The 26,200-nt window shown below is 67.3% G+C and carries 22 protein-coding genes; 14 read left to right on the top strand and 8 right to left on the bottom strand.

Annotation, left to right across the window (positions count from 1 at the left end):
• Positions 1-21 precede the first annotated feature (21 nt).
• Positions 22-1,020, bottom strand: a complete 999-nt coding sequence (locus tag KXS11_RS14665; RefSeq protein WP_437386345.1) for a lysylphosphatidylglycerol synthase transmembrane domain-containing protein — start codon at positions 1,018-1,020, stop codon at positions 22-24.
• A gap of 46 nt (positions 1,021-1,066) precedes the next feature.
• Here KXS11_RS14665 and KXS11_RS14660 point away from each other — a divergent pair, with 46 nt between their 5' ends.
• Positions 1,067-2,278: a glycosyltransferase family 4 protein gene (locus KXS11_RS14660; RefSeq protein ID WP_437386344.1), complete on the top strand. Its 1,212-nt coding sequence runs from the start codon at positions 1,067-1,069 to the stop codon at positions 2,276-2,278.
• Here the strand turns inward: KXS11_RS14660 and KXS11_RS14655 are convergent.
• Positions 2,266-3,207, bottom strand: a complete 942-nt coding sequence (locus tag KXS11_RS14655; RefSeq protein ID WP_437386343.1) for a glycosyltransferase family 2 protein — start codon at positions 3,205-3,207, stop codon at positions 2,266-2,268. The two genes, KXS11_RS14660 and KXS11_RS14655, sit on opposite strands and share 13 nt — an antisense overlap.
• 148 nt (positions 3,208-3,355) lie before the next feature.
• Between KXS11_RS14655 and KXS11_RS14650 the strand changes: the two genes are divergently transcribed.
• Positions 3,356-6,214 (top strand): YfhO family protein, encoded by a 2,859-nt coding sequence (locus tag KXS11_RS14650; protein ID WP_437386342.1) that lies wholly within the window; start codon positions 3,356-3,358, stop codon positions 6,212-6,214.
• Between the two features lie 147 nt (positions 6,215-6,361).
• Here KXS11_RS14650 and KXS11_RS14645 read toward each other — a convergent pair whose 3' ends face one another.
• Entirely contained in the window at positions 6,362-7,102 is a 741-nt protein-coding gene (locus KXS11_RS14645; RefSeq protein ID WP_437386341.1) for an ABC transporter ATP-binding protein, read from the bottom strand.
• Positions 7,099-7,938 (bottom strand): ABC transporter permease, encoded by an 840-nt coding sequence (locus tag KXS11_RS14640; protein ID WP_437386340.1) that lies wholly within the window; start codon positions 7,936-7,938, stop codon positions 7,099-7,101. Before KXS11_RS14640 ends, KXS11_RS14645 begins: the two co-directional genes overlap by 4 nt.
• A gap of 194 nt (positions 7,939-8,132) precedes the next feature.
• On the opposite strand from KXS11_RS14640, the gene KXS11_RS14635 reads away from it, so the two are divergent.
• The 8 genes from KXS11_RS14635 to KXS11_RS14600 all read left to right on the top strand — a co-directional run bounded on the left by KXS11_RS14635 (position 8,133) and on the right by KXS11_RS14600 (position 17,374).
• Positions 8,133-9,083: a class I SAM-dependent methyltransferase gene (locus tag KXS11_RS14635; protein WP_437386339.1), complete on the top strand. Its 951-nt coding sequence runs from the start codon at positions 8,133-8,135 to the stop codon at positions 9,081-9,083.
• A 78-nt stretch (positions 9,084-9,161) separates the two neighbouring features.
• Positions 9,162-9,422, top strand: a complete 261-nt coding sequence (locus KXS11_RS14630) for a hypothetical protein (protein ID WP_437386338.1) — start codon at positions 9,162-9,164, stop codon at positions 9,420-9,422.
• Positions 9,423-9,426: 4 nt separating this feature from the next.
• A complete protein-coding gene (locus tag KXS11_RS14625) occupies positions 9,427-10,962 on the top strand; it encodes a glycosyltransferase family 2 protein (RefSeq protein ID WP_437386337.1) in 1,536 nt (511 codons plus the stop codon).
• 55 nt (positions 10,963-11,017) lie between these two features.
• On the top strand, positions 11,018-12,214 hold the full coding sequence (locus KXS11_RS14620) for a rhamnosyltransferase WsaF family glycosyltransferase (RefSeq protein ID WP_437386336.1): 1,197 nt from the start codon (positions 11,018-11,020) through the stop codon (positions 12,212-12,214).
• The gene (locus KXS11_RS14615) at positions 12,207-13,136 is read left to right on the top strand and encodes an NAD-dependent epimerase/dehydratase family protein (RefSeq protein ID WP_437386335.1); all 930 of its coding nucleotides are present in this window, start codon (positions 12,207-12,209) and stop codon (positions 13,134-13,136) included. Before KXS11_RS14620 ends, KXS11_RS14615 begins: the two co-directional genes overlap by 8 nt.
• 93 nt (positions 13,137-13,229) lie before the next feature.
• On the top strand, positions 13,230-13,703 hold the full coding sequence (locus KXS11_RS14610) for a hypothetical protein (protein WP_437386334.1): 474 nt from the start codon (positions 13,230-13,232) through the stop codon (positions 13,701-13,703).
• Complete coding sequence (locus KXS11_RS14605) at positions 13,700-15,892, top strand: hypothetical protein (RefSeq protein ID WP_437386333.1); 2,193 nt, start codon at positions 13,700-13,702, stop codon at positions 15,890-15,892. The genes KXS11_RS14610 and KXS11_RS14605 overlap by 4 nt, the downstream gene beginning before the upstream one ends.
• Positions 15,893-16,021: 129 nt before the next feature.
• On the top strand, positions 16,022-17,374 hold the full coding sequence (locus tag KXS11_RS14600) for a hypothetical protein (RefSeq protein ID WP_437386332.1): 1,353 nt from the start codon (positions 16,022-16,024) through the stop codon (positions 17,372-17,374).
• A 20-nt stretch (positions 17,375-17,394) separates the two neighbouring features.
• Here the strand turns inward: KXS11_RS14600 and KXS11_RS14595 are convergent, their stop codons facing one another.
• Positions 17,395-19,047: a DUF2142 domain-containing protein gene (locus KXS11_RS14595; RefSeq protein ID WP_437386331.1), complete on the bottom strand. Its 1,653-nt coding sequence runs from the start codon at positions 19,045-19,047 to the stop codon at positions 17,395-17,397.
• A gap of 214 nt (positions 19,048-19,261) precedes the next feature.
• Between KXS11_RS14595 and KXS11_RS14590 the strand changes: the two genes are divergently transcribed.
• From KXS11_RS14590 to KXS11_RS14580, 3 genes are read left to right on the top strand one after another with little or no spacing between them, the layout of a single operon-like run.
• Complete coding sequence (locus tag KXS11_RS14590) at positions 19,262-20,527, top strand: acyltransferase family protein (RefSeq protein ID WP_437386330.1); 1,266 nt, start codon at positions 19,262-19,264, stop codon at positions 20,525-20,527.
• Positions 20,524-21,591, top strand: coding sequence for an NAD-dependent epimerase/dehydratase family protein (locus KXS11_RS14585; RefSeq protein ID WP_437386329.1), 1,068 nt, complete (start codon positions 20,524-20,526; stop codon positions 21,589-21,591). Before KXS11_RS14590 ends, KXS11_RS14585 begins: the two co-directional genes overlap by 4 nt.
• Positions 21,575-22,858, top strand: a complete 1,284-nt coding sequence (locus KXS11_RS14580; RefSeq protein ID WP_437386328.1) for a hypothetical protein — start codon at positions 21,575-21,577, stop codon at positions 22,856-22,858. The genes KXS11_RS14585 and KXS11_RS14580 overlap by 17 nt, the downstream gene beginning before the upstream one ends.
• A 74-nt stretch (positions 22,859-22,932) precedes the next feature.
• Here KXS11_RS14580 and KXS11_RS14575 read toward each other — a convergent pair whose 3' ends face one another.
• The 3 genes from KXS11_RS14575 to KXS11_RS14565 all read right to left on the bottom strand — a co-directional run bounded on the left by KXS11_RS14575 (position 22,933) and on the right by KXS11_RS14565 (position 25,075).
• The gene (locus tag KXS11_RS14575; protein ID WP_437386327.1) at positions 22,933-23,331 is read right to left on the bottom strand and encodes a DUF2304 domain-containing protein; all 399 of its coding nucleotides are present in this window, start codon (positions 23,329-23,331) and stop codon (positions 22,933-22,935) included.
• Positions 23,328-24,071 (bottom strand): glycosyltransferase family 2 protein, encoded by a 744-nt coding sequence (locus KXS11_RS14570; protein WP_437386326.1) that lies wholly within the window; start codon positions 24,069-24,071, stop codon positions 23,328-23,330. The genes KXS11_RS14575 and KXS11_RS14570 overlap by 4 nt, the downstream gene beginning before the upstream one ends.
• Positions 24,072-24,187: 116 nt before the next feature.
• Positions 24,188-25,075: a glycosyltransferase family 2 protein gene (locus tag KXS11_RS14565; protein ID WP_437386325.1), complete on the bottom strand. Its 888-nt coding sequence runs from the start codon at positions 25,073-25,075 to the stop codon at positions 24,188-24,190.
• A gap of 90 nt (positions 25,076-25,165) precedes the next feature.
• On the opposite strand from KXS11_RS14565, the gene gmd reads away from it, so the two are divergent.
• Complete coding sequence (gmd, locus tag KXS11_RS14560; protein WP_437386324.1) at positions 25,166-26,197, top strand: GDP-mannose 4,6-dehydratase; 1,032 nt, start codon at positions 25,166-25,168, stop codon at positions 26,195-26,197.
• Positions 26,198-26,200 lie beyond the last annotated feature (3 nt).

Raw genomic sequence — 26,200 nt, 5'->3', positions numbered from 1 at the left:
TCCCGAGAACCCGACCCGAGCTCAGCGCGGGTCGGGTTCTCGTGTCTCATCGCCCGGTCGATCAGTGACGGGTTCGGGAGCGGTGTCGACCGAGCGCGCCGTGGGGTCGGTGATGACGGCCGAGACATGTCCGCGGACGACCGCGTACGCGCACACGGCGACATCGACGACGATGAGGATGAAGCGGCTCACGAGGACGATGCCGAGGATCGATGCGGCTGGGACGGTGTTCGCCAGGACGAGCGCGAGGATCGCCTCCCGAACCCCCGCACCGGCCGGGGCGATGACGGCGAGGAATCCTGCGACCCAGGCGAGCGAGTAGCCGAACACCGCGGGCAGGATCGCCGCCAGGTCGACCGTGCCGAGCGCGGACACGATGCACCACAGGTGGACCCCGAAGGCCGCCCAGCTCGCGAGCGACCAGCCGACTGCCGACAGCAGCGGGAGGCTTCGGAGCGCGGGGAGCTCGTCGCGGCGTCTCATGAGGGTGAACAACCACCCGAGGACCATCCGCATGACCGGCGGCAGGAGCGCGATGGCACCGATCACGACGAGCACGATCAGTAGCCCGGCGTATTGACGGAGTGCGGGGAATCCGAACAGGGCGCCCACGGCGAGGGTCGATCCGGTGACGAGACTGACACCGAGTTGGGCGGTGAGGGTCACCGCGGTCGTGGCGGTCGGCAGGCCGGCACGACGCCCCAGTTGTGTGCCCGCGACGATCGGCCACACACCGCCCGGGATGTACTTCCCGATCTGCGAGACGAAGACGACGTAACCGGCGTCACGGACCGAGATGCGGTGTCCGAACGCGATCACGATCGCACGCCAGGCCAGCATCGAGAACGCGACCCCCGCGAAGCCTGCGACACCGGAGCCCAGCAGCCACCAGGGGTTCATCCGGGCGACGCTCGCGGCGAACGAGTCCCAGTTCGCCACGACCGTCCACACGATGCAGGCGATCACGACGACGGCGAAACCGATCTGGATCGGCTTCCTATACTTGGTGAGGATCTTCATGGGAGATGCCCATTATCCTGCAGCAGCCCGTGAACGGAGTCCTCCGATGTCCAAACCCCGACTCCTCGTCCTCGCTTCGACCTGGCCGGCGGTGCCCGAGGACGGCACACCGTCGTTCGTGCGCGACCTCGCGCTGCAGGAGGCGACCGAGTTCGACGTGTCCGTGCTCGTGCCGCGCGTCCCTGGCTCGCTCGCGGTGGAACAGGACGGTCCGCTGCGCGTCGGGCGGTACCGCTTCTTCGTGAAGCGCTGGGAGGACCTCGCCGACGGCGCGATCCTCGAGAACCTGCGAGAGCGTCGGTCGCGGTGGCTGCAGTTGCCGTTCTTCGTGCTGGGACAGCTCGTCGCGACGCGGCGCGCGGTGCGGACGCTCAGGCCGGACGTCATCCACGTGCACTGGATCGTTCCGCAGGGCATCGTTGCGAGGATCGTCGCACCGCGGGTGCCGAAGCTGCTCACCTCTCCGGGCGGAGACATCTACGCCCTGGATGCCGCACCGATGCGCGCGGTGAAGCGCTGGGTGCTCGGCAACGCCGACCACGTCACCGTGATGAACCGCGACATGGGTCGGCGGGCGATCGAGCTCGGCACGGCGCCGGAGGACGTCGAAGTCCTCCCGATGGGCACCAAGATCATGCTGCAGCCGAGTCCCGGCAAACCGGTCGAGCACCCCTCAGCCGCCGGTCCGGCTCCGCTCCGTGTCTTCTTCATCGGCCGTCTCGTCGAGAAGAAGGGCGTGCACGTGCTCCTCGATGCCCTGCGTCGTCTGCCGTCCGAACTGTCCTGGGACGCTGCGATCGGTGGGGACGGCCCCCTCCGCGCCGAGCTCGAAGCGCAGGCGGCGGAGCTCCCCGTGCGCTTCCTCGGCCAGCTCGGACGGGACGAACTCACCGCGGCGTTCCACGCCGCCGACATCGTCGTGTTCCCGTCGGTGCTCTCGGCCTCGGGCGATCAGGACGGTCTGCCCGTGGCGCTGCTCGACGCGCTCGCGGCCGGCACGACCATCATCGCCTCGGCCCTTCCGGGGCTGGACGAAGCGGTCGTCGATGGCGAGAGCGGGATCCTCGTGCCCTCCGGCGACGTCGATGCACTGGCGGAGGCGATGCAGCGGGTCCTCGGCGATGCCTCACTCCGCACGGAGCTTGCGAGCAATGCGCGTCTCCGCGCCCAGGACTACTCGATCGAGTCTGCCGGTGAACGGTACTCCGCGTTGCTGCTCAGGATCCTCGAGCGCCGCCGCGGCGCTCAGTCGCCGTAGCGTTGCAGCTTGAGGTAGTCGAGGGTCTCCTCGCTCAGCGTCCGGTTGATCCGTGTGAGGTCGGCGACGACGCCGATCGCGAACGACAGGAGCGAACCCATCAGGAGCGTCGCACCCACGAGCAGCGACTGCAGGTGGTTGCCGCCGGTGTCGATCCACATGAGGATCGCGTAGCGCACGAACGGGATGAGACCGGCGACCGCGAGGAGCGCGCCGAGACCCGCGAAGACGACGTACGGACGGTACATCAGGTAGGCACGGGTGATCGCGACGCCCGACTGGTACATGTGCTCGCCGATGTTGCGGAAGAGCCGTGACTCGCGGGTCTTCGCGTTCGTCGTGACGGGGATGCTCGTGATGGCGAGGCGCTTGTAACCCGCCTGGATGATCGTCTCCATGCAATAGCTGAACCGCGTGACGACGTTGAGCCGGATGAGGGAGTGCTTCGAGTACGCGCGGAACCCGCTCGCGGCGTCGGGCAGGTCGGTCCCGGCGGCCTTGTTGACGACCGCGCTGCCGAAGCGCTGCATGGCCTTCTTGAAGGGGGAGAAGTGCTCGATGAGCGCCGTCTGGCGATCTGCGACGACGATGTCGGCCTCGCCACGGACGATGGGCTGCACCAGGTCCCCGATGCGGTCCTGCGGGTACTGGTTGTCACCGTCGGTGTTGACCACGATGTCGGCGCCGTGGAGCAGCGCGTAATCGACACCGTCCCGGAAGGAGCGGGCGAGCCCCATATTGCGCGTGTGACGCACGATGTGGTGGACCCCGAAGCGCTCGGCGACCTCGACGGTCCGATCGCTCGACCCGTCGTCGATGACGAGGATCTCGATCTCGTCGACACCCGGGATGCTGGTCGGGATCGACTCGAGAACCGCGGGAAGGGTCTCCTCTTCGTTCAGGCAGGGGATCTGAACAATGAGTTTCATAAGGCCTTCTCGCGCGAATCGGTGTGAACCCGTCCATTATCCCCGATCATTCGAGCCAGACATCCGGGGGCAGACTGCTGCTTGTCGGCAGTCAGGCATAATCGATGGGATGTCGGGTTGAATCCGGCCCGGACAGACGGAAGTGATGATGGCGAGCGACCGAGGCACCCAGCTGGAGCGCGTCGTCGACGGACCCGCGCGCTTCGCCGTGAGCCGGTGGATCGTGTGGGTGAGCTGGGGCTCCCTCGTCGCCTTCTCGGTCCTGACGATCGGATTGCCACTCATCGGGGTCGGTACCTTCCTCGGCACCGAGCTGCTCCAGCGGTTCGCCCCCTGGTCCGCAGCAGGCGAGTCCACCTCGATCGGCACGAACGCCATGGTCGGCGACACGATCGACGCGGTCGTGCCGCAGATGTGGGCGATCGTGGAGGCTGCACGCCACGGGGTGTTCGCGGAATGGACGCCGTTCCAAGCCGGTGGATCCGAGCTCGGCGGGCTGCCCAATTCCGGCCTGTACTCGCCGATCTCGATCGCGTGGTGGTTCGTGCCGCTCAGTTACGCTCCCGGCATCACGAAGCTGATCGAGATCGGGGTCGTCACCCTCGGCATGTCCCTGTTCCTGCGACGCCTCGGACTCCCCAACCCGACCTGGGCACTCGCCAGCCTCGTGTTCGTGTCCTCCGGGTTCATGATCTCCTGGACGAACTGGCCGCAGACGCGCGTCGCCGCCTTCATCCCGTTGCTCTTCTGGGCACTCGACCGCGCCGCAGTCCGGCGCCGACTGCTCGACGTCCTGCCGGTCGGCGTGGCACTCGCGGGCATGCTGCTCGGCGGCTTCCCCGCCATCGTGGGCTACGCGCTCTACGCTGGTGCCGTCTACGTGCTCGTCCGCGCGATCGTCGTGCATCGGCGCTTCTGGCGGGTGATCGGGGCGGGTGCGGTGAGTGCGCTCGGCGTGGTCCTCGGGTTCCTCCTGTCGGCGTGGACGATGCTGCCGTTCGCCTTGAACGCCATCGCGATCCTGGACTTCAGCGGTCGCCGACAGGGCCCGGACAACCACATGGCCATCAACGACCTCCTGTCGGCACTCGTGCCGAGTCTCGTGGGCGAGGTGAGCACCGGTGACACGTGGGGTGTCAACTCTCCCGTGGAGCGACTCTCCTACGTGGGGGCGATGGTCGTCGTGCTCGTCGCCGTCGCCTGCCTGATCCGACCCTTCGTCCGAGGTCGCCGCAGCATGATCACCTTCTTCGCGGTCGGTGTCGTGCTGTCCGTCGTGCTGACCTACATCGGCGGTCCCATCCTCGGGGCGGCGCAGCAGCTGCCGATCTTCGACAACAACCGCATCGGACGCCTTCGGGTGATGATCGGGTTCTTCGTCGCCGTCATGGCCGCCGTCGGGTTCGCGCGTCTCATCGAACCGGATCCGCGTCGCCGTCTCATCACCGTCCTGGGCCCGGAGCGACCAGTGCGGCGCTGGCTGTGGGGACTGCTCACGCTGTCGTCGGGAGCCGCCGCCATCGGATTCCTCGTGCTCGCGATACGCCGTGGCGTGCTCCTCGCCCCCGCCCGCTTCACGGAGCTGCTCAGCTGGCAGGCGCTGACGACGGTCGCCATCGGACTGTGCGGTGTCGTGATCGTGCTCGTGGTCCTCCTTGCCCGCCGCGCCGTCCCACGCATCGTCGCCGTGTGTGTGGTGCCGATCCTCGTCGTCGTCCCGGCGGTGTTCGTCGCCGACCTGTGGTGGCCGAAGTCCGACCTGTCGACCGTGTACCCCGACACCCCGACGACGGCCTTCCTCCAGGAGCACCTCGGAGAGTCCCGCTACGCCTCCGTCGACCAGACCATGTTCCCCGGCACCAACTCCGTCTACCGGGTCCGGTCGCTCGGCGGGCACACCTTCCAGACCGTGCAGTGGAAGTCGTTGCTCCTCCGTCTCGACCCCGAGGCGTACGCCTCCGCGACCTACTCGGCGCTCAGCTACCCGGGGATGGTCGCCTCGGCGAACTCACCGATCATGGATCGACTCGCGGTCAAGTACCTCGTCATGGAACCGAACCTGCCGGTGCCGGGGCTCGTCGAGCCGGCTGAGGCATCGAGCGCGGCGATTCCCGTCGGGGGTGGCGACGTCGCTGTCTCCACGGTGCACACCGGCCCGGTCCGCAGCCTCTCGTTCAACATCCTCGACCGACTGCTCGACACCGCGGACGGCGCGACCCTGACCGTCTCGCTCGTGGATCCCGTCACCGGGGAGGTGCTCACGACGACCTCCACCTGGTACGCAACCATCCTGGGGCAGCGGAACGTCGCGCTCGACGCGGGCTCGCTCGGCGTGGACACGGCGTGGCGAGCCGAGATCTCGGTCGATGCCGGACACGGTGGGATCCTCGCCGATCTCGCTGACCCCACCGCGGCCGCGGTGTCCGTGACCCGCCCCCTCGACGATGGACTCTCGGTCGCCCACACGGGGGATGCGACGGTCATTGAACGCTCATCAGCGCTGGAGCGTGTCCGGTGGGCCTCCAACGGTGTCGTCGAGCGGGACCCCTCACGTCGGGTGGACCTCATGGAGGATCCGTTGCTGCCGCCGACCACCGTGCTTCTGGAGCGCTCCGAGGACGTCCCGGCCGGCGATGTGCCGTCAGCGGGCGCGGCCGGCTCCGGGATCCCCCCGTCGACCGCGGTCGTCGACGTCGAAGACCAGGCTTGGGACGTCAACCGGACCGTGGTCGATGTCGATGCCGACGGGGCCGGGTGGGTCGTGTTCGCCGACTCCCTGCGACGCCCCGGGTGGTCTGTCACCGTCGACGGTGACCCGGCTGAACTCGTCGACGCGGAGCAGGCTGGCGCAGCCGTCCGTGTCGAGGCTGGATCGCATCGGATCGAGCTCACCTACCGGACTCCTGGTCTCGCGCCCGGGATCGTGACGAGCGCCGCCTCGGCAGGGGTCGTGCTCCTCGCGTACCTGGCCGTGTTCCTGATGCGCCGGCGACGCCCGCGGGCCTGACGACGGCGACGACGGGAACGTCGCCGCGCTGGTGACGGCGTGCTGCGCGCGCATCGCCGACAGCGGGGCAGCGTCCGGAGGTGGAGGCAACACAAGAGCGACGTGTCGCAGCAGGAGCTGCGGCACGTCGCTCAGGATCGGACGGGCTTACGGCTGGTGGGGGTAGGTCGCCTCATATGCCGCGATGACCGGGTCTGCCGGGCCGACGAGTTCCAGGTTCCCCTTGTTGATCCAAGCCGCGTGGTCGCACATCTGCTTGACGGTGCCCATCGAGTGGCTGACGAGGATGACCGTCTTGCCCGCGGCCTTGAAGTCGTCGAACTTCTGGAAGCACTTCTGCTGGAACTCGGCATCACCGACGGCGAGGACTTCGTCGACGACGAGGATGTCCGGGTCGACGTTGATGGCCACGGAGAAACCGAGGCGGACGTACATGCCCGACGAGTAGTTCTTTACCGGCTGATCGATGAACTGTTCAACGCCGGAGAACGAGACGATGTCGTCGAACTTCCGCTGGATCTCCTTGCGGCTCATGCCGAGGATCGAACCGTTGAGGAAGACGTTCTCCCGACCGGAGAGCTCGGGATGGAACCCGGATCCGACCTCGAGGAGTGCGGCGACCTTGCCCTTCGCGCTGATGGTCCCTTTTTCCGGGTAGAGGATCTTCGCGAGGCACTTCAAGAGCGTCGACTTTCCAGAGCCGTTGCTCCCGATCAGTCCGAACGTCGATCCGACGGGGACGTCGAACGTGATGTCGCGGAGCGCCCAGAAGTCCTCGTGGACCGAGATCTTGCGGCGCATGATCGCCGACTTCAAGCTCTGGTTGCGCTCGTGGTACAGGCGGAACTTCTTGCTGACGGAGTCGACGTGGACGGCGGTTTCGGTCATAGGATTTCGGCCAGTCTTTTCTCTTTACGGGTGAACATCAGGAAGCCGCCCACCAGTGCGACGAGTGCCCAGGCGATACATGCGAGCACGTCAGCGGGGTCGGGCCAGCGCTGGTCGTACATGAGGTTCCGGAACACCGTCACGAAGTGGAACATCGGGTTCGACTCGTAGATGTTCATGACGGTCACATCGGTGCCGAGGAGGCCACCGAGTTTGTCCGACTGCACTTGCACGAGCGAGGGCGGGTAGATGATCGGGGTGAGGTACATCCAGATCTGCAGCAGGATCGAGACGAGGTGCTGAGTATCGCGGAAGTACACGTTCGCGATCGCGAGGATGAGGCCGACGCCCGTCGCGAAGGCGGCGAGAACGACCATGAACACCGCCACCAGAGGGAGCCAGAGGATGACGCCCCAGCCTCCGACCGCGCACAGCACGATGATCAGCACGCCCATCTCGAACAGCCAGTTGTAGCCCATCGTCAGGACCGACGAGATCGGCAGGACGACGCGGGGGAAGTAGACCTTCGTGATCAGGCTCGCGCCGCCGACGATCGAGTTCATGCTGGCCGACAGCGCGCCGGAGAAGAAGGACCACGGCAGCAGTCCGCACAGGAGCCAGACGGCGAAGATGTGCAGTCCGCTGGGGTCTCCGGGATCCGGTGTCGCCCGGAGCAGGAAGTAGAAGACGAACGAGTACACCAGCATCGAGGACAGCGGGCTCACGAGCGACCACAGTCGGCCGAGGATCGTCCGCTTGTACTGACCGCGAATGTCTCTGAGAGTGAGATTCGCCAGGAGTTCCCTGGCAGATGCCAGATCCCTGAGATACTGCATGAAGCCTCGACTTTGGGTTCGGGTGATACGTGTGCGCAACCCGGACAATATACCGTAGCGATCCTGTGAGTCGTCGGGCCGCGCCCGGGGCGCGGTCCACCGGTCTCAACTCCATCGGTGGCCTAGGGTGGAGCGCGAACGCCACGGTTGAGCGGTTCGGCGCCCGCCGAGCTCCAGTCGAGGAACGGTGTTCGATGACGAGGGAGGGATCCGCGGTGCAGGACGGACTCATCACGGCCGAGACGCCCGTTGCCTGGCTGGGCAAAGCCTCGTATTGGACGCCCGACCACCTCATGCCCTCGGCCTGGCACGAGCACGCGCCCTTCGCCTTCTGGTTGATCGACGCTCTCCGTCCCGCCACGTTCGTCGAACTCGGTTCGCACAACGGCTTCTCCTATTTCGCCATGTGCGAGGCAGTCCGGAGACTCGGCCTCCCCACACAGTGCTCTGCCATCGACAGCTGGGAGGGCGACGAGCACGCCGGTTTCTACGGCGACGACGTGTTCCGCGCCGTCACCGAGATCAACGACGCGCAGTACCCCGACTTCTCCCAGCTCATCCGGGCCTATTTCAGCGACGCGGTCGACCGGTTCGAGGATGGCTCGATCGAGCTCCTCCACATCGACGGACGCCACCGCTACGAGGACGCCGTGGAGGACTTCGAGACCTACCGGCCGAAGCTCGCTGCGAATGCGGTCGTCATCTTCCATGACACCTTCGAGTTCGATCGTGGCTTCGGTGTCCACCGGCTCTGGGCGGAACTGGAGCAGCGATACCCGGACTCGACCTTCCAGTTCGAGCACGGTCACGGACTCGGTGTCCTGGGGATCGGTGCGGAGCTGCCGCAGGGGATCGTCGACTTCTTCGCCGCCGGCCGCGCGTCCGGCGAGCAGGTCCGCGAGGACTACGCCCGCTTGGGTGCTGTGGTCGAAGCGCGTGCCGTGGAGGTCCAGGCCCGACTCGACGACACCGCCAGGATCGCGGCGCAGCAGCAGGAGATCGAAGCACTGCGTCAGCACGCCGCGAGGCTCGACGCCGAACTCGCAGGTGCCCGCGCCCGCTTCGACGAGGTGACGGGCAGCACCGCCTGGCGGGCGACCGCACCCGCACGGCGACTGGTCGAGCTGGTCCGTCGCCGCCGTTGACGCTCCCAGGTCCGGGAACGGGCCGATGTTAGAATCGTCGGGTTAATCCGTCCGACGGAATCAAGTGAGGGAATGACCATGACGACGAAACGCCCGACGCCGGCCGAGCTGGCCAACGAGGAGCGAGTTCTCGCCCTGGTCGACAGAGTGATCGGTCTGGAGGCCGAACTTGCTCGCGCCTCGATCTACTTCTCGCCCACGAAGGACGACTTCGACGTGCTCGAGCGGGAGATGCAGGGACTTCGGCAGCAGCTCGCGGCCGTGCACTCGACGAGGACCTGGAAGGCCGGGCGTGCCGTGCTCTCGCCGCTGCGCGTGCTGAAGCGCGGGCGAGCCTGACCCCATGACGACTGCATCCACGCGTGACGCCGCAGGCGCCCCGCTCGTATCCTTCCTTGCGATCCGCCCGGACGCGGGTCGTGTCGGTGACCTCCTCGCCAGCCTCGACGGGCAGTCCGCGTGGCAACTCGTCGTCGTCGCCCCGTCCGAGGCGCTGTCCGCGCACCCCAGGGTCGTCCGAGCCGAGGCGAGCGCAACGGCGACCGACGCTGAGGCGATCGACGCGGGCGTCGCTCGTGCCACCGGACGATTCGTCTCCGTGCTGCCCGACGCCGGAGTGCCGTCGGCGGATGCGCTGCAGACCATCGCGGACTGGCTCCCGCTCGCACCCGACGCGGCTGTCGTGTACACCGACGAATCCGCAGTGCGCGCAGACGGCGGCATCGACGTCGTCCTGAAACAGGGCCCGGCACCCGAGCGCCTGCGCTGCCAGTTCTACTACGGCGACCTGCTCCTCTTCCGACGCGACGTCCTCGCCGACCTCGGCGGAGTGGCCCACGACGCTGCAGGAGTCGAGCTCTACGACCTCTCCCTCCGCGCGGTCCAGCGGGCGGCGGTCACCCTGCACATCCCGCGTGTGCTGTTCGAAGCTCCGGCCGTCCGCTCGATCGGCGCCTTCGCGGAGGACCGCCTCGACACCGTCCGCACGGTCCTGGAGCGTCATCTCCTCGCCACCGGCGGCGGAACGGTCAGGTCAGTGTCCGCCGACGGTGTGCACGTCACGGTGCGCCCCGTCCACGGTGAGCCCCTCGTGTCGATCGTCATCCCGACGCAAGCACGGTTCAGTGCGCCGCTGCACGCGGGTGGGGCGCCGCACAGCTACCTGCTGCACGCGCTGCGGGGGCTCGTCGAGAAGACGAGCTACCGCAACATCGAGGTCGTGCTCGTCGTCGACACCGACCCGGACGACGCGGTGATCGCCGAAGCACGGTCTCTCCTCGGCGAGCGGCTCGTGGTGGTCGACTTCGACCTGCCCTTCAATTTCGCCGCGAAGGCGAACCGAGGCGTGCTGAACGCCGTCGGTGACTACATCCTGATGCTGAACGACGACGTCGAGGTCATCACGCCGGACTGGATCGAGTCCCTCCTCGCGCTCGCCCAGCTGCCCGGTGCCGGCATGGCGGGCTGCATGCTCTACTACGAGGACGACACCATCCAGCACGGCGGGCACCACTACTGGATGGGCAGCCCGACCCACATCGGACTCCAGGTCCCACGTGGTTCGGCCGGCCCACAGCACGCCTTCGAGGTCGAGCGGGAGGTCGGCGGAGTGACCGCCGCATGTTCCCTCTTCCCGCGAGCCGTCTATCTCGAGGTGGGTGGCATGACCACCCTCCTTCCCGGAGCGTTCAACGACGTCGACTTCTGTCTGAAGGTCGCCGAGCACGGGTACCAGGCGTACTGGACCCCGCATGCCGAGCTCTACCACTTCGAATCCAAGACCCGCGACGCCCGTGTCCGAGCGTACGAGCTCGAGACGCTCGGGCGGCGCTGGCGCCACCGACTCCACCAGCCGCAATACTGGCCCTTCCCGGAATAGAGGTCGGTTCGCCGATATGAAATCCATCATCACCACATTCAGGAACGCGTTGTCCGTGCTGAAGCACGAGGGGCCGCGGTTCTTCTGGAAGCGCGTCGAATTGAACATCAAGTCGCGCTTCGCCGGGAAGAAACTGATCCTGCCGGTCAAGCTCGAGGACGCCCTCGCCGTCGATTGGACCGAGCCCGGTCCGCAGCTCGCCGACCCGGTTGTCGTCAACGACCGGAAGTCGCACATCGCGTGGGTGATGTCACCTCCGAGTGCGACGAGTGGCGGTCACCAGAACCTGTTCCGGTTCATCGACTACGCGGAGCGCGCGGGCCACACCTGCAGCGTCTACATCTACAACAGCCTCGGCGTTATCGTGAAGGAGTCTGATCTCAAGCAGCTCCTGCGGGAATCGCCCGCCTACCCGAACGTCAAGGCTCGTGTGCACAACCTCGACGAGCGGGGGGTCGCGTCAGACGTGGACGCGATCTTCGCAACCGGTTGGGAGACGGCCTACCCGGTGTTCCGCGATCAGTCGAGGGCGCGTCGGTTCTACTTCGTGCAGGATTTCGAGCCGACCTTCTACCCGTCCGGATCCGAGGCGATCCTCGCCGAGAACACCTACCGGTTCGGGTTCCACGGCATCACCGCCGGCGGCTGGCTCTCGAAGAAGCTCCACGACGAGTACGGGATGCGCACCGACCACTTCGACTTCTCCGTCGACCGCACCCACTACAGCCTCACGAACCGCAACGCGCGCAAGGAGATCTTCTTCTACGCGCGGCCGGTGACCCCTCGGCGTGCGTTCGAGCTCGGGATCATCGCCCTCGGCGAGTTCGCCCGTCAACGGCCCGATTACACCATCAACATGGCCGGGTGGGACGTCTCCGAATGGGACATCCCGTTCGAGTACAAGAACCTCTCCGGTCTCTCGATCTCCGACCTCAATCCGATCTACAACCGGTGTGCCGCAGGACTCGTCCTGTCCCTGTCGAACATGTCGCTGCTCCCGCTCGAGCTCATCGCGAGCGGCGTGGCGCCCGTCGTCAACGACGCCCCCAACAACCGGTTGGTGTCCGACAACCCGTACATCGAATACGTCCAGCCGGCGCCCGGCGCGATCGCTCGACGACTCGTCGACGTCGTCTCGCGTCCTGACGCGGTCGAGCGATCCATCGCGATGTCGGAGTCGCTCGAACACACGAGCTGGGACGACAGCGGCCGCCAGTTCGTGGAGTCGTTCGAACGGGCCATGCGTGGCTAGCGCAGTCGTCATCGGTGCGAACGGGTTCATCGGTTCCCACCTGGTCGACGCGCTCGTCCTCGACGGCCATCGGGTGCGTGCGTTCGACCGGTTCAGCACGGGGCAGCCGAGCTTCCTCGCCGACGACGTCGAGATCATGCGTGGCGAGTTCCTGAGCCGCTCGGACCTCGATGCGGCGGTGGCGGGTATGGACATCGTGTTCCATTTCCTGTCGACGACGACTCCGGCGACCGCGCAGGACGACCCGACCCTGGACATCCGCACGAACGTCGCCCAGACGGTGGAACTCCTCGAGAGCTGCGCCGCCGCGGGCGTCGGGCACGTCTACTTCGCGTCGACGGGCGGAGCGATCTACGGGGCGCAGGGTCGCTCCGAGTACGTCGAGACCGACCGCACGCTTCCCGTGTCGCCGTACGCCATCGGCAAGCTCACGATCGAGAACTACCTCCGGTACTTCCAAGCCGTGCGCGGGCTGCGCTCCACGGCGCTCCGGATCTCGAACCCGTACGGGACGCGCCAGCACAAGAACAAGAAGCAGGGCCTGATCCCCATCGCGCTCCGTCAGATCTCCCTGGGCGAACCGGTGGTCAAGTTCGGGGACGGTTCGATGGTGCGCGACTACATCTTCGTGAACGACGTCGTCCGGATGATCTCGCAGATGATCGGCCGCCCGCATGAGCACGACGTCTACAACCTCGGCAGCGGTCAAGGGTTCACCGTCACGGAGGTCTTCGATTCGCTGAGGCGCGTCACCGGCGTCGACTTCGCAGAAGAAGCCCGTCCGGTGCCGGTGACCTTCGTCGACCGTGTCGTGCTCGACATCAGCCGGTACACGGCGGAGTTCGGAAGGCCGGTCTTCGAGACGCTGGACGCCGGTGTCCGGGCGACTTGGGACGGCGTTCTGACCGAGCGGGACCGCTGAGGCGCGCCGCAAACGCGGCGATTGTCGTTCAATGCTCGGGGCTGCGGGTACCCTGATTGGGGGTACAACCGCCCAGTGAGAGGACGCAGCCCGATGCAACACCGTACGAGGTCGTCCTGGCAGTTGGCCGGGATTCTCCTGATCGCGTCCTCCGCCTTGCTCGGATGCACGCAGCCGGGTGCACCTGAATCCACGCCGTCGCCGACGACGTCGACCATCGCCCCGGGCAATGAATCGACTTCTAAGGGCGAAGACCCCACGCCGATCCCGCCGGAGGCCGTGCTCGTCTTCGCTTCCGTCGACGAGGACGGGGCAGCCGTCTCCGCATCCGCGTACGTCGCCGGTGTCATCGAGAACGACGGTGTCTGCACCTTCACGTTCACGATGGGGGACGCCGTCGTGACCAGTGTGTCCGACGGCCTCGCCGACCGCTCGACGACGAGCTGCGGCACGGTCCAGATCCCGATCGACCAGTTCACCAGCGGAGCGTGGAACGCATCGATCGTGTACACATCCGCCACCATCCCCGAGCTCGCCTCCGTCAGCTCCCCATTGGAGATCCCATGAGACGCAGATTCCCCGCGGTGATGATCGCCGTCATCGCCCTGTTGGCCGGCCTGTTCACCGCCCTCCCGTCGGCTGAGCCGGCGAGCGCAGCGGATGCGCGCAACTTCAACCCGGGGAACATCATCTCCGACGGCCTCTTCTACGACGGTTCAGCGATGAACGCGTCGCAGGTGCAGTCGTTCCTCAACAGCGCCGTGCCGAGCTGTCGTGCCGGTTACACCTGTCTCAAGGACTACCGCCAGAACACGCCGACGCGCGCGGCCGTCAGTGGACGCTGTGCCGCGTACATCGGCGCGGCCAACGAGTCTGCGGCGCAGATCATCGCCAAGGTCGGCCAGGCGTGCGGGTTCAGCCAGAAGGCCATGATCGTCCTGCTCGAGAAGGAGCAGGGGATCGTCACGGACACCTGGCCGAGTGACCGCCAGTACCGGAGCGCGACGGGATACGGCTGCCCGGACACGGCGGACTGCGATTCGACGTACTACGGCTTCTTCAACCAGGTGTACGCGGCCGCGCTGCAGTTCAAGAACTACCAGGCGAATCCGACGCGCTGGAACCACGTCCCGGGTCGGGTGAACGCCGTGCGGTACAGCCCGAACGCCGCCTGTGGCAGCAGCCAGGTGTTCATCCAGAACGCGGCGACCGCCGGCCTCTACAACTACACGCCGTACCAGCCGAACGCCTCGGCGCTGGCCAATCTGTACGGCACCGGCGACGCTTGCGGTGCGTACGGCAACCGGAACTTCTGGCGCATGTACTCCGACTGGTTCGGGTCTCCGACGGACATCCCGAACCCGATCGGCTCGTTGGACCAGTTCACGGCCTCCGTCGGAGCGTCGAACGCCACGCTCACGGTGCGCGGCTGGACCTTCGACATGAACCGGTCGTCGAGTTCGATCGAGGCGCACGTGTACCTCACCTACCCCGACGGCAGCGTCAAGGGGACACCGCTCCAAGCGAACCAGTCGCGGCCCGACGTCGGAGGCGCGTATCCGGGAGCGGGCAACGCCCACGGCTACTCGACGACCATCCAGGTCGATCGAGGCGGAACCTATCAGGCGTGCGTCTACGGCATCGGCCTCTCCGGGAACAACCGTCTGCTCGCCTGCCAGAACGTGGTGATCCCACAGAACGAGCCACTCGGCAAGGTCGACGAGTTCGTGACGACCGGCTCCGGCAGTACGACGGCGATCAAGGTCCGAGGGTGGGCACTCGACCCCGACGCGAAGAGCGTGTCGTCACGGGTGCACGTCTACGTGACCCAGCCGGGCGGCAAGGTCGTCGCCACCTCGATCGCGGCCGACAAGAGCAGGCCCGACATCGGAACCGCCTATCCGGGTGCGGGGGCGGCACACGGCTTCGAGATGTCCATCCCGGTGACGACACCGGGCACCTACCAGGTCTGCACCTATGCGATTCCGAACTACTGGAAGAACGTCGGGGCGAACCGTCAGCTGGAGTGCCAGTCGCCGACGTACATCAAGGCGTTCCCGAACGGGCAGGTCGACGCGGTCGTGGCTGATCAGACGCCGGCGGCGCCCGCCATCTCGGTGAAGGGCTGGACGTTCGACTCTGGGGCTCCCGCAGCCTCGATCGGCGCACACGTGTACATCACGGATCCGAACGGCACGACGACGGGGTACTCGCGCAAGGCCGACAAGCCACGCGACGACGTCAACCGCGTGTTCGGGATCACCGGTGCGCACGGCTTCCAGGAGTCGTTCCCGGTGACGGTGAAGGGCACGTACACCGTGTGCGTGTACGGCATCGCGACGTCGCCGCTCAGCGTCGGATTGAACGCGCAGTTCCCCTGCAAGAAGGTGACGTTCGGCACGGCGGCTCCCACCGGCGCGTTCGATTCGGCGACCGTGACCGACGCAGGGAATGGCACGGGTACGGTGACGGTCCGCGGCTGGGCGGTGGACAGGGATGTGGCTTCGACGCCGATCCAGGTGCACTTCTACGTGACCCGTCCCGACGGCTCGGTGAAGGGCTTCCCCTTCGTCGCCGACGAGACCAGGGCAGATGTCGCGCGGGCGTACCCGTGGGCCGGATCCAACCACGGGTTCGCGGATCAGATCACGATCGACCAGAAGGGGACGTATCAGGTCTGCGCGATCGCGATCGGTACCGCCTGGTCGAACGTCGGGGCGAACACCTCCCTCGGATGCAAGACCGTGACGTTCTGACGTCATGACCGCCTGGTGTCGCCGTCCGGAGTCTTCCGGGCGGCGACACTGTCGTTCGAGCGCTGTCGGCGAACGAGGTAGGCTTCCGTCGGCGCCTCTCGGGCGCACATCGGCTTGAGGGGGCGCGAGATGAGCGGGACGACGGACGTGGTGGAGGACACACGGGGTTTCCTTGCACGCAGAAGCGTCCGGTTCTGGGAACGCGCCGCGGCTGTGCTGCTGATCCTCGCGAGCGTGGTGCTCGTGTTCGTGCACGTACCGAAGCACACCGCGGTCTCGCCGATCGACGAGTACATGTACATCGACTACGTGGCGAAGGTGTCATCCCAGGGTGTGGTGCGCACCGGCGAGGGCGTCAGTGAGTTCGCACGCGAGTACCTCGCCTGTCACAACGTCCGGAACGTGGGCGGTTGGCCGGCGACCCACTGCACGCCGAAGACGATCGCCGACCCGAACAGCTTTCCGAACCGCGGCATCACCAGCGCCGACATCTACACCCCCGCCTACTTCGCCGTGACCCGCGTGCTGGCCGAGCCGTTCATCCTCGCCGGCGCCGATCTCGTCAGCGCCGCCCGACTCACGGGCATGGTCTGGTTGGCGCTTGCTGCCGTCGTGCTGTTCTTCGCGCTCAGACGGCTGCGGGTTCCGATCGTCTTCAGCGGATCCCTCTCACTCATGATGGTCGGTTCGTCCGCCGCGTTCTGGTCGAACACCTTCATCAGCACGGATGCCCCAGCCATGGCAGCCGGAGCAGTGGCGCTCATGCTCGGCCTGCGCGCGAGGGACGGTCGGGGGAGCATCTGGTGGTTCGCCGCGGCAACCGTGCTCGCCGCGGTGTTGAAGCTGCAGATCATTCTCCCGTTCGCCGCCATCGCGCTGTTCTTCATCCTCGAACGGGTGCGGGAGGTGCGCGGTCGGCCACGCCCGTTCGCCGCCTTCTTCCGCGACCGACTCGTCCTGGTGTCGTTCGGCGGACTCGTTGCCGCCGTGTGCGCTCAAGCAGCGTGGATGGTGATCCGATCGGCGATCGCCGTCGGTGACGCCGGAGCGCTCGTCGCCTCCGCAGCCTTTACCCCGTCGGCCCTGGCTCAGGAGCTGTTCCGTTTCCTCCCCGGCATGGCCGAGGGGGCGCTCGGCCCGCTGTCGACGGGCGCCGCTGCGATCATCCCCGTCGGTGTGCTGATGCTGTTGGTCTCTGGTGGGGTCATCGGACTGTGGGGAGCGTCCAAGGGGCTGTCGACCGAGAGCAACATCGCGGTCTCGACACTCATCGTCGCGGTCGTCTCCGCCCCGGTCCTGGCGGTCGTCTCCGCTGTCCTGACCGGCCAGTACATCGCTCTCGTGCCGCGCTACGGACTGTCGCTGCTGCCGTTGGCGCTCGCTTGTGCGGGCATGCTCTTCACCCCTCGCCGAGCGCTGAGGATCCCCGGAGCAGTCGTGGCGGTCCTCTGCTACGTCCTCGTGCTCTGCATCCCGATGTAGCAGCGGCCGGGACCGAGTCCTCAGCGTCCCCGGTTCGCCCGGATGTCCTGGATGCGTTGGATCTCCGCCGTGTCCAGCCGTTGGATCTCAGCCGTCTCCAGGCGCTCGGCCGGGGTCACGAGTTGATCGTCCCTCGTGATGTCGGCGCCCGCGGAGACCACGAACACGCGACGGAGCAGGACGACCGTGAGGACGGACACGACGGCGTAGATGAGCGCGAGCGACTTCCAGCCGAAGGGAGGCTCCCAGCCGTCGTTGAAGAACATCTCGGACAGGCTGCCGTTGGCACCGACGATGTAGCGCCGGAGCACCATCACGAACGCGAGCAGGTGACCGGCGAACAGGAACGCGTAGGCACCGGTCACGAAATGGCGCACGCGGCCGTCTGCGCCCAGTCCCGCGTCATCGAGTGCCACGCCGGCCACGGTGAGCAGACAGATGAGCATCGCGAGGGTGTACCGGCCCTGCCAGATGTACCCGTACTCGGAGTACACCCCGAGTTGGGTGAAGCCCGGGACCAGCACGATGACGGCGAGGAACACCCACATGGCCCACTTGGTGCCGCGCTTGCCCCAGAGGAAGGCGACCGCCACGAGGAGCGCGATGCAGGTCGTCCAGGCGGCGAGGGTGAGTGATGGCGCGCTCGTGTCGACCCAGCCGAAGAATCCGATCATGCCGAACAGGAAGTCCACGGTCTGCAGTTCCGTGAAGAAGAACACGAACAGCAGGCTGGCCGGGCTCGCCTGGGTCACCGGTCCACCCGGGCCGAGTGCCGGCGGATTCGCATACCAGAGGACGGTGAGTGCACAGGCGACGCCGATCGCGGCGATGAGGAGCCACGCGATCGGCGATCGGAGGACTCGGAGCACCCGTTCGCGCTGCCCGAGCAACATCGCGACGACGGCGATCACGAGCAGCCACAGCAGCGAGATGCTGCGCGTCGTGATGAGCGCTGAGGCGAGCACGAGCGCCAGCCCGGCCTGTTCGACGAGACGTCGTCCGAGCTGCGAGCCACGGAACGTCGCGAGCAGCGTTGCGAACAGCCCGCCCGCCGCCGCGACCTCCAGACCGTTGGGATTGATCGAACCCGCCAGATAGACGACCATCGGGGTCACCCCGACGACACCACCGACGATGGCCCACCGGAAGCGCGGCAGGAGCGTGAGCTGCATGAACATGACGGCGAGGGACGCTGCGCACAGGAGCGCACTCACCATCCGCATGCCGTAGAACGCCGCATCGCCGGTCAGGAACACGGACGGCCAGCCCACGAGGGCGTAGAACACCGGGCTGTTGAGGCCAGCGGAGGAACCGGTCTCGACGAGTGTCTGGTCGGTGTCGCGCAACGGCGTCTGGCAGTCGGCGGTCACTTCGGCGTGGAACGCGAAGCACAGCAGGTCGTGCGCATTCGCGATGTTCTCGGGAACGGTCGCGGCCGTCAGCGTCGAGTTCTGGTCCCACGGGACGACGGCGACCTCACCGCGTGCGACCGCTGCGGCACGGATGGCGTGCGACGGCTCGTCGGGGATGGACGCGATGGGGGAGGCCAGTGCCCAGAGCGCCATCGGGACGAAGAGGACGACGAACGCCACGAGGAACGTCAGCCATCGGCGGCCTTCCCATCGACTGCTGCGTGCGACGGCGGAGGTCGGGGCCGGTGAGGTCGGGGCCATTGATGTCGGTCCTATCGGTGGCGGACGAGCGAGGTGGCGGCTCGAACGCCCGAGTCGCGACCGCTCGCAATCCTACCGTCGCTGCCCACGCGAACCCGGTGGCGACGGGCGGTGCTCGCGTCGTTCGGAACGAGCGTCGGGGTATCCTTTCTGCAGCCGCCCCGACGACACGGCGCGGCCGCGCACACCGCACCGCTCCCACCGAATGGACCGCATGACCTCGACGACGAACGTCCCGTTCGATCAGCCGAAGCGTCGGCCCGCTCGTCGTCGGACGGCAGGACGGAGCCGGGTGACACTGTCCGAAGGCCTTGGAGGACACCGGAACTCGCTCGGCATCCTGCGACTGGTCCTCGCGTCGATGGTGATCTTCTCGCACGCCTTCCCCACGGGCGGCTGGGGCGAGGACCCATCGAAAGGCTGGACGAACGGCCAGGAGACGATCGGCGGGTTCGCCGTCGTCGGCTTCTTCGCGATCAGCGGATACCTGATCGCGAAGAGCGGCGCTTCGGCCGACGTCCTGCAGTTCGTCTGGCGCCGAGCCCTCCGCATCTTCCCTGCGTACTGGACGGTCCTCCTCGTCGGCGCGCTCATCGTCGGGCCGATCGCCTGGCGCCTGGCGGGGAACGGGCTCCGCGACTACCTCGGTTCCGGGCCCGTCGCGTACGTGTTCGGCAACGCGGACCTCACGATCCGCCAGTGGGGCATCTACGACATCTTCACCACGACGACCCCGTACGGCGAGTCGGTCGGGTACAGCGTCTTCAACGGTTCGCTCTGGACGCTCGTCTTCGAGTGGGGCTGCTACATGCTGGTGGCGGCGCTCCTCGTCCTGGGGGTGCTCCGATCCGCTCGCTGGGTCGTCCCCGCACTCGCCGGCGGGTTCTGGGTGCTGTTCATCGTGTACAGCCTCGCACCGTCGGTGGTCGCCACGGTCGCGCCCGTGCTCGCCGACCCGAACCGCATCAGGCTGACGCTGGCGTTCCTCCTCGGCTCGACCCTTGCCATGTATTCGCGCCGGATCCCGTTGAACGATTGGATCGGCGTCGCCTGCGGCGGTGTCATGACAGTCACGCTGCTGACGGGCGGGTGGGTGCTCATCGGCTACCCGGCGTTCGCCTACTTCGTCCTGTGGCTCGCCGCCCGCCTCCCGAAGCGCATCCAGTGGATCGGTGCGAAGAACGACTACTCCTACGGCATGTACGTGTACGGCTTCCTCGTCCAGCAGTTCACGGCCTTCCTCGGTTGGCACCTGCTCGGCTACTGGGCCTGGGTCGCCCTCACCATCCTCGTGACCGCGGCCTGCGCATGGCTCAGCTGGCACGGTGTGGAGAAACGCGCCATGGCCATGAAGGACGTCGGCCCTGGACGCGGACTGGACTGGCTCTCGTCGCGGCGGTCTCCCGCCGCCGACGCACCCGAAGCGCGTCGAGTACCATCGAATGTCGACTCGCCTACAGCTAAGGACACCACTTCGTGACTGCATCAACGCTCGGAACCGTTCTGGTGACGGGAGGCGCCGGGTTCATCGGCTGCGCTCTCTCCCACAAACTGGCTGCCGCCGCCGAACGCCTGGTCGTCATCGACAAGCTGCACCCGCAGGTGCACCCGAGTGCCGAGCGCCCGGCCGACCTCCACGAAGCCGCTGAGCTCGTCGTCGGTGACGTCACCGACGCAGCCGCCTGGGATGCACTGCTGGCGGATGTCCGTCCCGACGTGATCGTGCACCTCGCCGCTGAGACCGGCACGGCGCAGTCGCTCCATGCGGCGACGAGCCACGCCGAGGCGAACGTCGTCGGCACCACGGAGATGCTCGACGCGCTCGGGCGCGCCGGTCAGGTCCCCTCGCACTTCGTGCTGTCCTCCAGTCGCGCCGTCTACGGCGAGGGGCAGTGGAAGCGCACCGACGGCACGGTGTTCGAGCCGGGGCAGCGTTCGCACGCGCAGTTCGAGCGCGGCGAGTGGGACTTCCCCGATGCCACGCCGCTCCCGAGTCGCGCGGCCGTGACGATGCCCGCGCCGACGAGCGTGTACGGCGCGACCAAGCTCGCCCAGGAGCACATCCTGTCGGCGTGGACCGCCGCGCATGACGCGAAGCTCACCATCCTCCGTCTGCAGAACGTGTACGGGCCAGGACAGTCGCTCATCAACTCGTACACGGGCATCGTGTCCCTGTTCTCGCAGCTCGCCATGGATGGCGGCACCATCCAGGTGTACGAGGACGGCCGGATCGTCCGAGACTTCGTGTTCATCGATGACATCGCAGCGTCGTTCCGTGCGGTCATCACCGCGGGGCCGTCGGCGGACGTGTCGCGGTTCGACATCGGTTCGGGTGTCGGCACGACGATCCTCGAACTCGCCCAGGCGATCGCCGCGTACCACGGCGCGCCGGCCCCCGTCGTCAACGGCATGTACCGTGACGGCGATGTCCGGCACGCGGAGTGCAGGATCGATGACTCGCTCGCTGGACTCGACTGGGCCCCGGCGTGGGACGTCACCCGCGGTGTCGCCGCACTGCAGGAGTGGATTGCCGCCCAGCGATAGCGCCGTTCCGCCCGAGGCGATTCGTCGCGGGCCGAACGGCGCGGTGCTCATCCTGCTCGCCACCGCGATCGGTGGCGGTGCGGGCTACGTCCTGCAGATCATCACCGGTGTCGCCCTGGGGACGGCGGCCTACGCGTCGTTCGCCGTCTTCTGGTCCGCGCTCTACCTGATGGTCAGTGCGTTGTCCGGCGTGCAACAGGAGGTCGCGCGCGCGGCCCATCCCCTCGGGCCCGATGATGCAGACGTGCGGCGGGCGCCGGTGGTCCGGAACTTCGCGGTCATCGCTGCGATCGTCGTCGCGGCACTGCTCGCCGGCACCGCATGGCTGTGGGTCGGTGCGGTGTTCCCCGCGAACGGCTGGTCCCTCGTGCTGCCGCTCGTCATCGGGGTCGCCTCCTACGTCGTCGTCGCGGCCATCTCGGGTGTGTTCTACGGCTTGTCGTTCTGGACGGCCGCTGCCGCCATGACGATCGTCGACGGACTGCTCCGATTCGGCATCGTCGGCGTGATGCTGCTCTTCACCTCCGACACCGCAGCACTCGCCTGGGGCGTCTCCCTGCCGTTCGCGATCACGCCGCTCGTGCTGTGGCTGTTCGTGCGCAGGGGTGTCGTCGGCCGATTCGGCATCGATGTCGGCCCGCGCGAGCTCGGTTGGAACGTGCTGCGGACCGTCGTCGCCGCGGCAGCGACCGGCGTGATGGTCAGTGGACTTCCGCTCATGATCCAGGCGACGGGCGACACCGTCTCCGCGAACGCCTTCGGCTCGCTCAGCTACGCGATCACCCTGACCCGCGCTCCGATCGTCATCGTCGTGCTGGCCCTGCAGAGTTACCTCGTCGTGGTCTTCCGCTCGCATGCCGATGCGGTGCTCGGCTGGGTGGTGCGCCTGTCGGCACTGGTGCTCGGCGCAGCCGGTGTCCTCGCGCTGCTGGCCTGGTGGCTCGGTCCATGGGCTCTCTCGGTGCTCTTCGGCCGGCAGGACGTCCTCGCGGGCGGCACCATCGCGCTGCTCGTCGCCACTGCCGGTCTCGTCGGCGTGCTCTGCGTGACGGGAGCCGCAACGTTGTCCCGCGCGCAGCACGGCTTCTTCGCCGGTGGCTGGATCGTTGCCGCTGTCGTCACCGTCGTCGCGCTCGCCCTCCCTCTCGGGCTCCACGAACGGGTGCTGCTGGCCTTGACGATCGGCCCCCTCGCCGGGCTGATCGTCCAGTGCCTCGCACTGGTGCGTCCAGCCCCTCGGGCGTCGGCAGCCCCGTCGATCTCCTGATCGGAGCACCCGCGGGTCGCGTTGTGCGCCGATGGGTGTCCCGCTCCGGAGACCGTCGATCGCTCGTCTGCCCGTCAGCTCCGGTCGTCCGCGGGAGATCCGCCCCGCCGGAGCTCAGCCAGCTGCTGTTCCAGTGCCCTGATCCTGAGATCTTGCAGAGCGCTCTCCTCAGCGAGCGTCCTGCTCCGGTTCTCAAGGGTGGTGAGCTCGGAACTGTGCTGGATGCTGACGAGGAAGAGGATGAAGATGCTGACGAAGAACACGAGGTTCGTCGGGATCTCGACGCCGATGACACCGGCCGCCCAGATGAGTACCTGGGGGAAGACGCCGATCACCAGGGCGAGGATTCCAGCGATGAGCCACCACACGGCGTGGCGCTCACGGAGCTGGCGCTTGCGCAGCATCTCGATGACGATACCGAGGGTGAGGACGGCCCCGACGATGCCGAGGATGTAGGTTCCGAGGGGGATCATGCGGTCACGACCTCTCCGTCGCCCGTCAACGCGACCGGGGGGCGGATGAGCGCGAACACCAGGGCGAGTCCGGCTCTTGCGAGGTATCGGGCCGCCTTGAACGGGTTGTGCGACGGCGTGCCGCCGGCCCGGGGCCGCATCGCCACCGGGACCTGACGGATGACGCACCCCGAGCGAGCCGCGATCACGAGTGATTCGATTGTGTCGCCGAGGTATTCGGCCGGGTAGTGCTCGGCGAACAGGCGGACGGCGCGCGGGCCGGTCGCTCGGAACCCGCTCGTCGTGTCGGTGAGCTTCGTCTTCGCGACGCCGCTCAGGACGCCGGACAGGACGACCATCGCCCACTTGCGTGGGCCGCGGACCTCGTAGTCTCCTTCGCCGGCGAAGCGTGCGCCGAGGACGAGGTCCGCGGTTCGCAGCTCCTCGACGAGTCGGACGACGCCCGCAGGGTCGTGTTGACCGTCGGAGTCGACCTGCACCACATTGCGATAGCCGTGGGCGAGGGCGTACTTGAATCCGGCGCGCATCGCGCCGCCGACACCGAGGTTGAAGGGAAGCTCCGCGACGATCGCTCCGGCCGAACGTGCTTCGGCTGTCGTCGCGTCGGTCGAACCGTCGTTGACGACGAGGACGGCCACCCCGGGGAGCTTCGCGTGGACCTCGCGGACGACCGCGGCGACCGAGGCCTCTTCATTGAGCGCTGGCATGACGATGAGTGTGCCGGCGAGGGAGGTCGTCATAGGGGAAATCCTAGCAATCGGTGGTCTGCGCGGCCCCTCGACAGGCTCGGGGAGCGGACTTCGGGTCGTTGTGGGCAGACGACGCCGTCGACTCGGGTGGCAGGGTCCGTTCGGTGTCAGACGCGTGCGAAGACGTGCTCGAGGAGCGCTTTACGGCCAGCGGCGTTCTTCGCGCGGAGGGCTGCGGGGAGTTCGCTCAGGGCATTGGCGCGCGACGTCCAGTGGTGCGCGGCAGCTCGGGCCGCACGCTTCCAACCGAGAGCGTCCAGATCGCGACGCGCCTCACCGAACAGGGTCCGCTCCTGACGGAACTTCGAACCGTCCGGGCCGGTCACCGCCGACACGCTCTGCGAGTGGCGGCGGTAGTTGAAGCACACCTCGTCGTCGAGGACGAGGCTGCCCCCGTCCTTCGTGATCTCGAGGAGCATGGCGAGGTCCTGCACGACGTCGAGGTCGAGTCGGAACTCGTGCTTGCGGAGGGCTTCGACCCGCCAGACCAGAGACGGGAAGTACGTCCAGTTCCCGCGGAGCAGGCTCGTCGCAAGGGCTTCGCCGCGGTACTCGCGGGCACCGGTCCCGGAGAAGCGGTACAGCGCCTTAATCCGGTCGGCGAGCGGCTTCGACGGCGCCCCGTTCTCGTCGATCACCGAGACACCGGGCTGGATGATCGAGGCGTCGGGGAACTGCGCGATGAGCTCGGCGACCCGACGCACGTAGTTCGGCTGCATGACGTCGTCGCATCCCATGATCACCGAGAACTCGCCCGACATGAGGGACACGCACTTGCGGTAGTTCTTGGACGGACGCAGGTTCACCTCGTTGCGGATGTAGGTGATGCGCGGATCATCGAGCGCGACGGCCCATTCGCCCGGTGCGAGATCGGGGTAGACGTCGTCGACGATCGTCAGATGCCAGTCCGGGTCGGACTGCGCGAGCACACTCTCCACCGCCGCCTGGAAATGGTCGAAGCGGCCGTAGAAGGGCATCATGATGTCGAGCGTCACCCAGGTAAGCTAGCAATGTTTCTCGGGCAGTGCGGAATTCTTCGACGATCTCCCGGCCCGACCACACGAACCGATCCAGAGCGGAACCTCATGACTGACACCCCCGTGAAGAAGGCCGTCATCACCGGCATCACCGGCCAGGACGGCAGCTATCTCGCCGAGCTCCTCCTCGCGAAGGGCTACGAGGTGCACGGCTTCGTGCGTCGAGCCTCCACGTTCAACACCGGACGCATCGACCACATCTACGACCCCGAGGCCACCCACGGCGGCTCGCCTCGCCTGCAGCTGCACTTCGCCGACCTCGCCGACGGCTCGCGCCTCGCCACGCTCCTCAACGAGATCCAGCCCGACGAGGTCTACAACCTCGCGGCGCAGTCGCACGTGCGGGTGAGCTTCGACGAGCCCGAGTACACCGGCGACACGACTGGCCTCGGCACGGTCCGCCTGCTCGACGCGATCCGCCAGGTCGGCCTCCACTGCCGCTTCTACCAGGCGTCGAGCTCCGAGATGTTCGGTGCGACCCCGCCGCCGCAGAACGAGGAGACGCCGTTCTACCCGCGCTCGCCGTACGGTGTCGCGAAGGTGTACTCGTACTGGATCACGCGCAACTACCGCGAGGCCTACGGCATGTTCGCCGTCAACGGCATCCTGTTCAACCACGAGTCCCCGCGCCGTGGCGGCACGTTCGTGACCCGCAAGATCACCCGCGCTGCGGCCCGGATCGCCGCCGGCCAGCAGGACTTCCTGTACATGGGCAACCTCGACGCCGTGCGCGACTGGGGCTACGCCCCCGACTACGTCGAGGGCATGTGGCGCATGCTGCAAGCGGACGAGCCGACCGACTTCGTGCTCGCAACGAACACGGCGTACACCGTCAAGGACTTCCTGCAGTTCTCCTTCGAGCGGCTCGACCTCGACTGGGAGAAGTACGTCAAGTTCGACGAGCGCTACCTGCGGCCCACCGAGGTCGACGCGCTCATCGGCGACTACGGCAAGGCCGAATCGGTCCTCGGCTGGACGCCGAAGGTGCTGCCGCCTCGTCTCGCGCAGATCATGGTCGACTCCGACGTCGCTGAGCTCGCCGCCTCCGGTTCCTCGTACATCGACACGCCCGAGGTCTGAGGC

This window comes from Plantibacter flavus, from assembly GCF_051487245.1.
In the GTDB taxonomy this organism is placed as follows: domain Bacteria; phylum Actinomycetota; class Actinomycetes; order Actinomycetales; family Microbacteriaceae; genus Plantibacter; species Plantibacter flavus_B.
This window is presented reverse-complemented; position numbering and strand designations above follow the sequence as displayed.

Bases quoted from the DNA above. Each gene is read 5' to 3' on its own strand.
- KXS11_RS14665 (WP_437386345.1), bottom strand. From the start codon at position 1,020: ATGAAGATCCTCACCAAGTATAGGAAGCCGATCCAGATCGGTTTCGCC.
- KXS11_RS14660 (WP_437386344.1), top strand. From the start codon at position 1,067: ATGTCCAAACCCCGACTCCTCGTCCTCGCTTCGACCTGGCCGGCGGTG.
- KXS11_RS14655 (WP_437386343.1), bottom strand. From the start codon at position 3,207: ATGAAACTCATTGTTCAGATCCCCTGCCTGAACGAAGAGGAGACCCTT.
- KXS11_RS14650 (WP_437386342.1), top strand. From the start codon at position 3,356: ATGGCGAGCGACCGAGGCACCCAGCTGGAGCGCGTCGTCGACGGACCC.
- KXS11_RS14645 (WP_437386341.1), bottom strand. From the start codon at position 7,102: ATGACCGAAACCGCCGTCCACGTCGACTCCGTCAGCAAGAAGTTCCGC.
- KXS11_RS14640 (WP_437386340.1), bottom strand. From the start codon at position 7,938: ATGCAGTATCTCAGGGATCTGGCATCTGCCAGGGAACTCCTGGCGAAT.
- KXS11_RS14635 (WP_437386339.1), top strand. From the start codon at position 8,133: ATGACGAGGGAGGGATCCGCGGTGCAGGACGGACTCATCACGGCCGAG.
- KXS11_RS14630 (WP_437386338.1), top strand. From the start codon at position 9,162: ATGACGACGAAACGCCCGACGCCGGCCGAGCTGGCCAACGAGGAGCGA.
- KXS11_RS14625 (WP_437386337.1), top strand. From the start codon at position 9,427: ATGACGACTGCATCCACGCGTGACGCCGCAGGCGCCCCGCTCGTATCC.
- KXS11_RS14610 (WP_437386334.1), top strand. From the start codon at position 13,230: ATGCAACACCGTACGAGGTCGTCCTGGCAGTTGGCCGGGATTCTCCTG.
- KXS11_RS14605 (WP_437386333.1), top strand. From the start codon at position 13,700: ATGAGACGCAGATTCCCCGCGGTGATGATCGCCGTCATCGCCCTGTTG.
- KXS11_RS14600 (WP_437386332.1), top strand. From the start codon at position 16,022: ATGAGCGGGACGACGGACGTGGTGGAGGACACACGGGGTTTCCTTGCA.
- KXS11_RS14595 (WP_437386331.1), bottom strand. From the start codon at position 19,047: ATGGCCCCGACCTCACCGGCCCCGACCTCCGCCGTCGCACGCAGCAGT.
- KXS11_RS14590 (WP_437386330.1), top strand. From the start codon at position 19,262: ATGACCTCGACGACGAACGTCCCGTTCGATCAGCCGAAGCGTCGGCCC.
- KXS11_RS14575 (WP_437386327.1), bottom strand. From the start codon at position 23,331: ATGATCCCCCTCGGAACCTACATCCTCGGCATCGTCGGGGCCGTCCTC.
- KXS11_RS14570 (WP_437386326.1), bottom strand. From the start codon at position 24,071: ATGACGACCTCCCTCGCCGGCACACTCATCGTCATGCCAGCGCTCAAT.
- gmd (WP_437386324.1), top strand. From the start codon at position 25,166: ATGACTGACACCCCCGTGAAGAAGGCCGTCATCACCGGCATCACCGGC.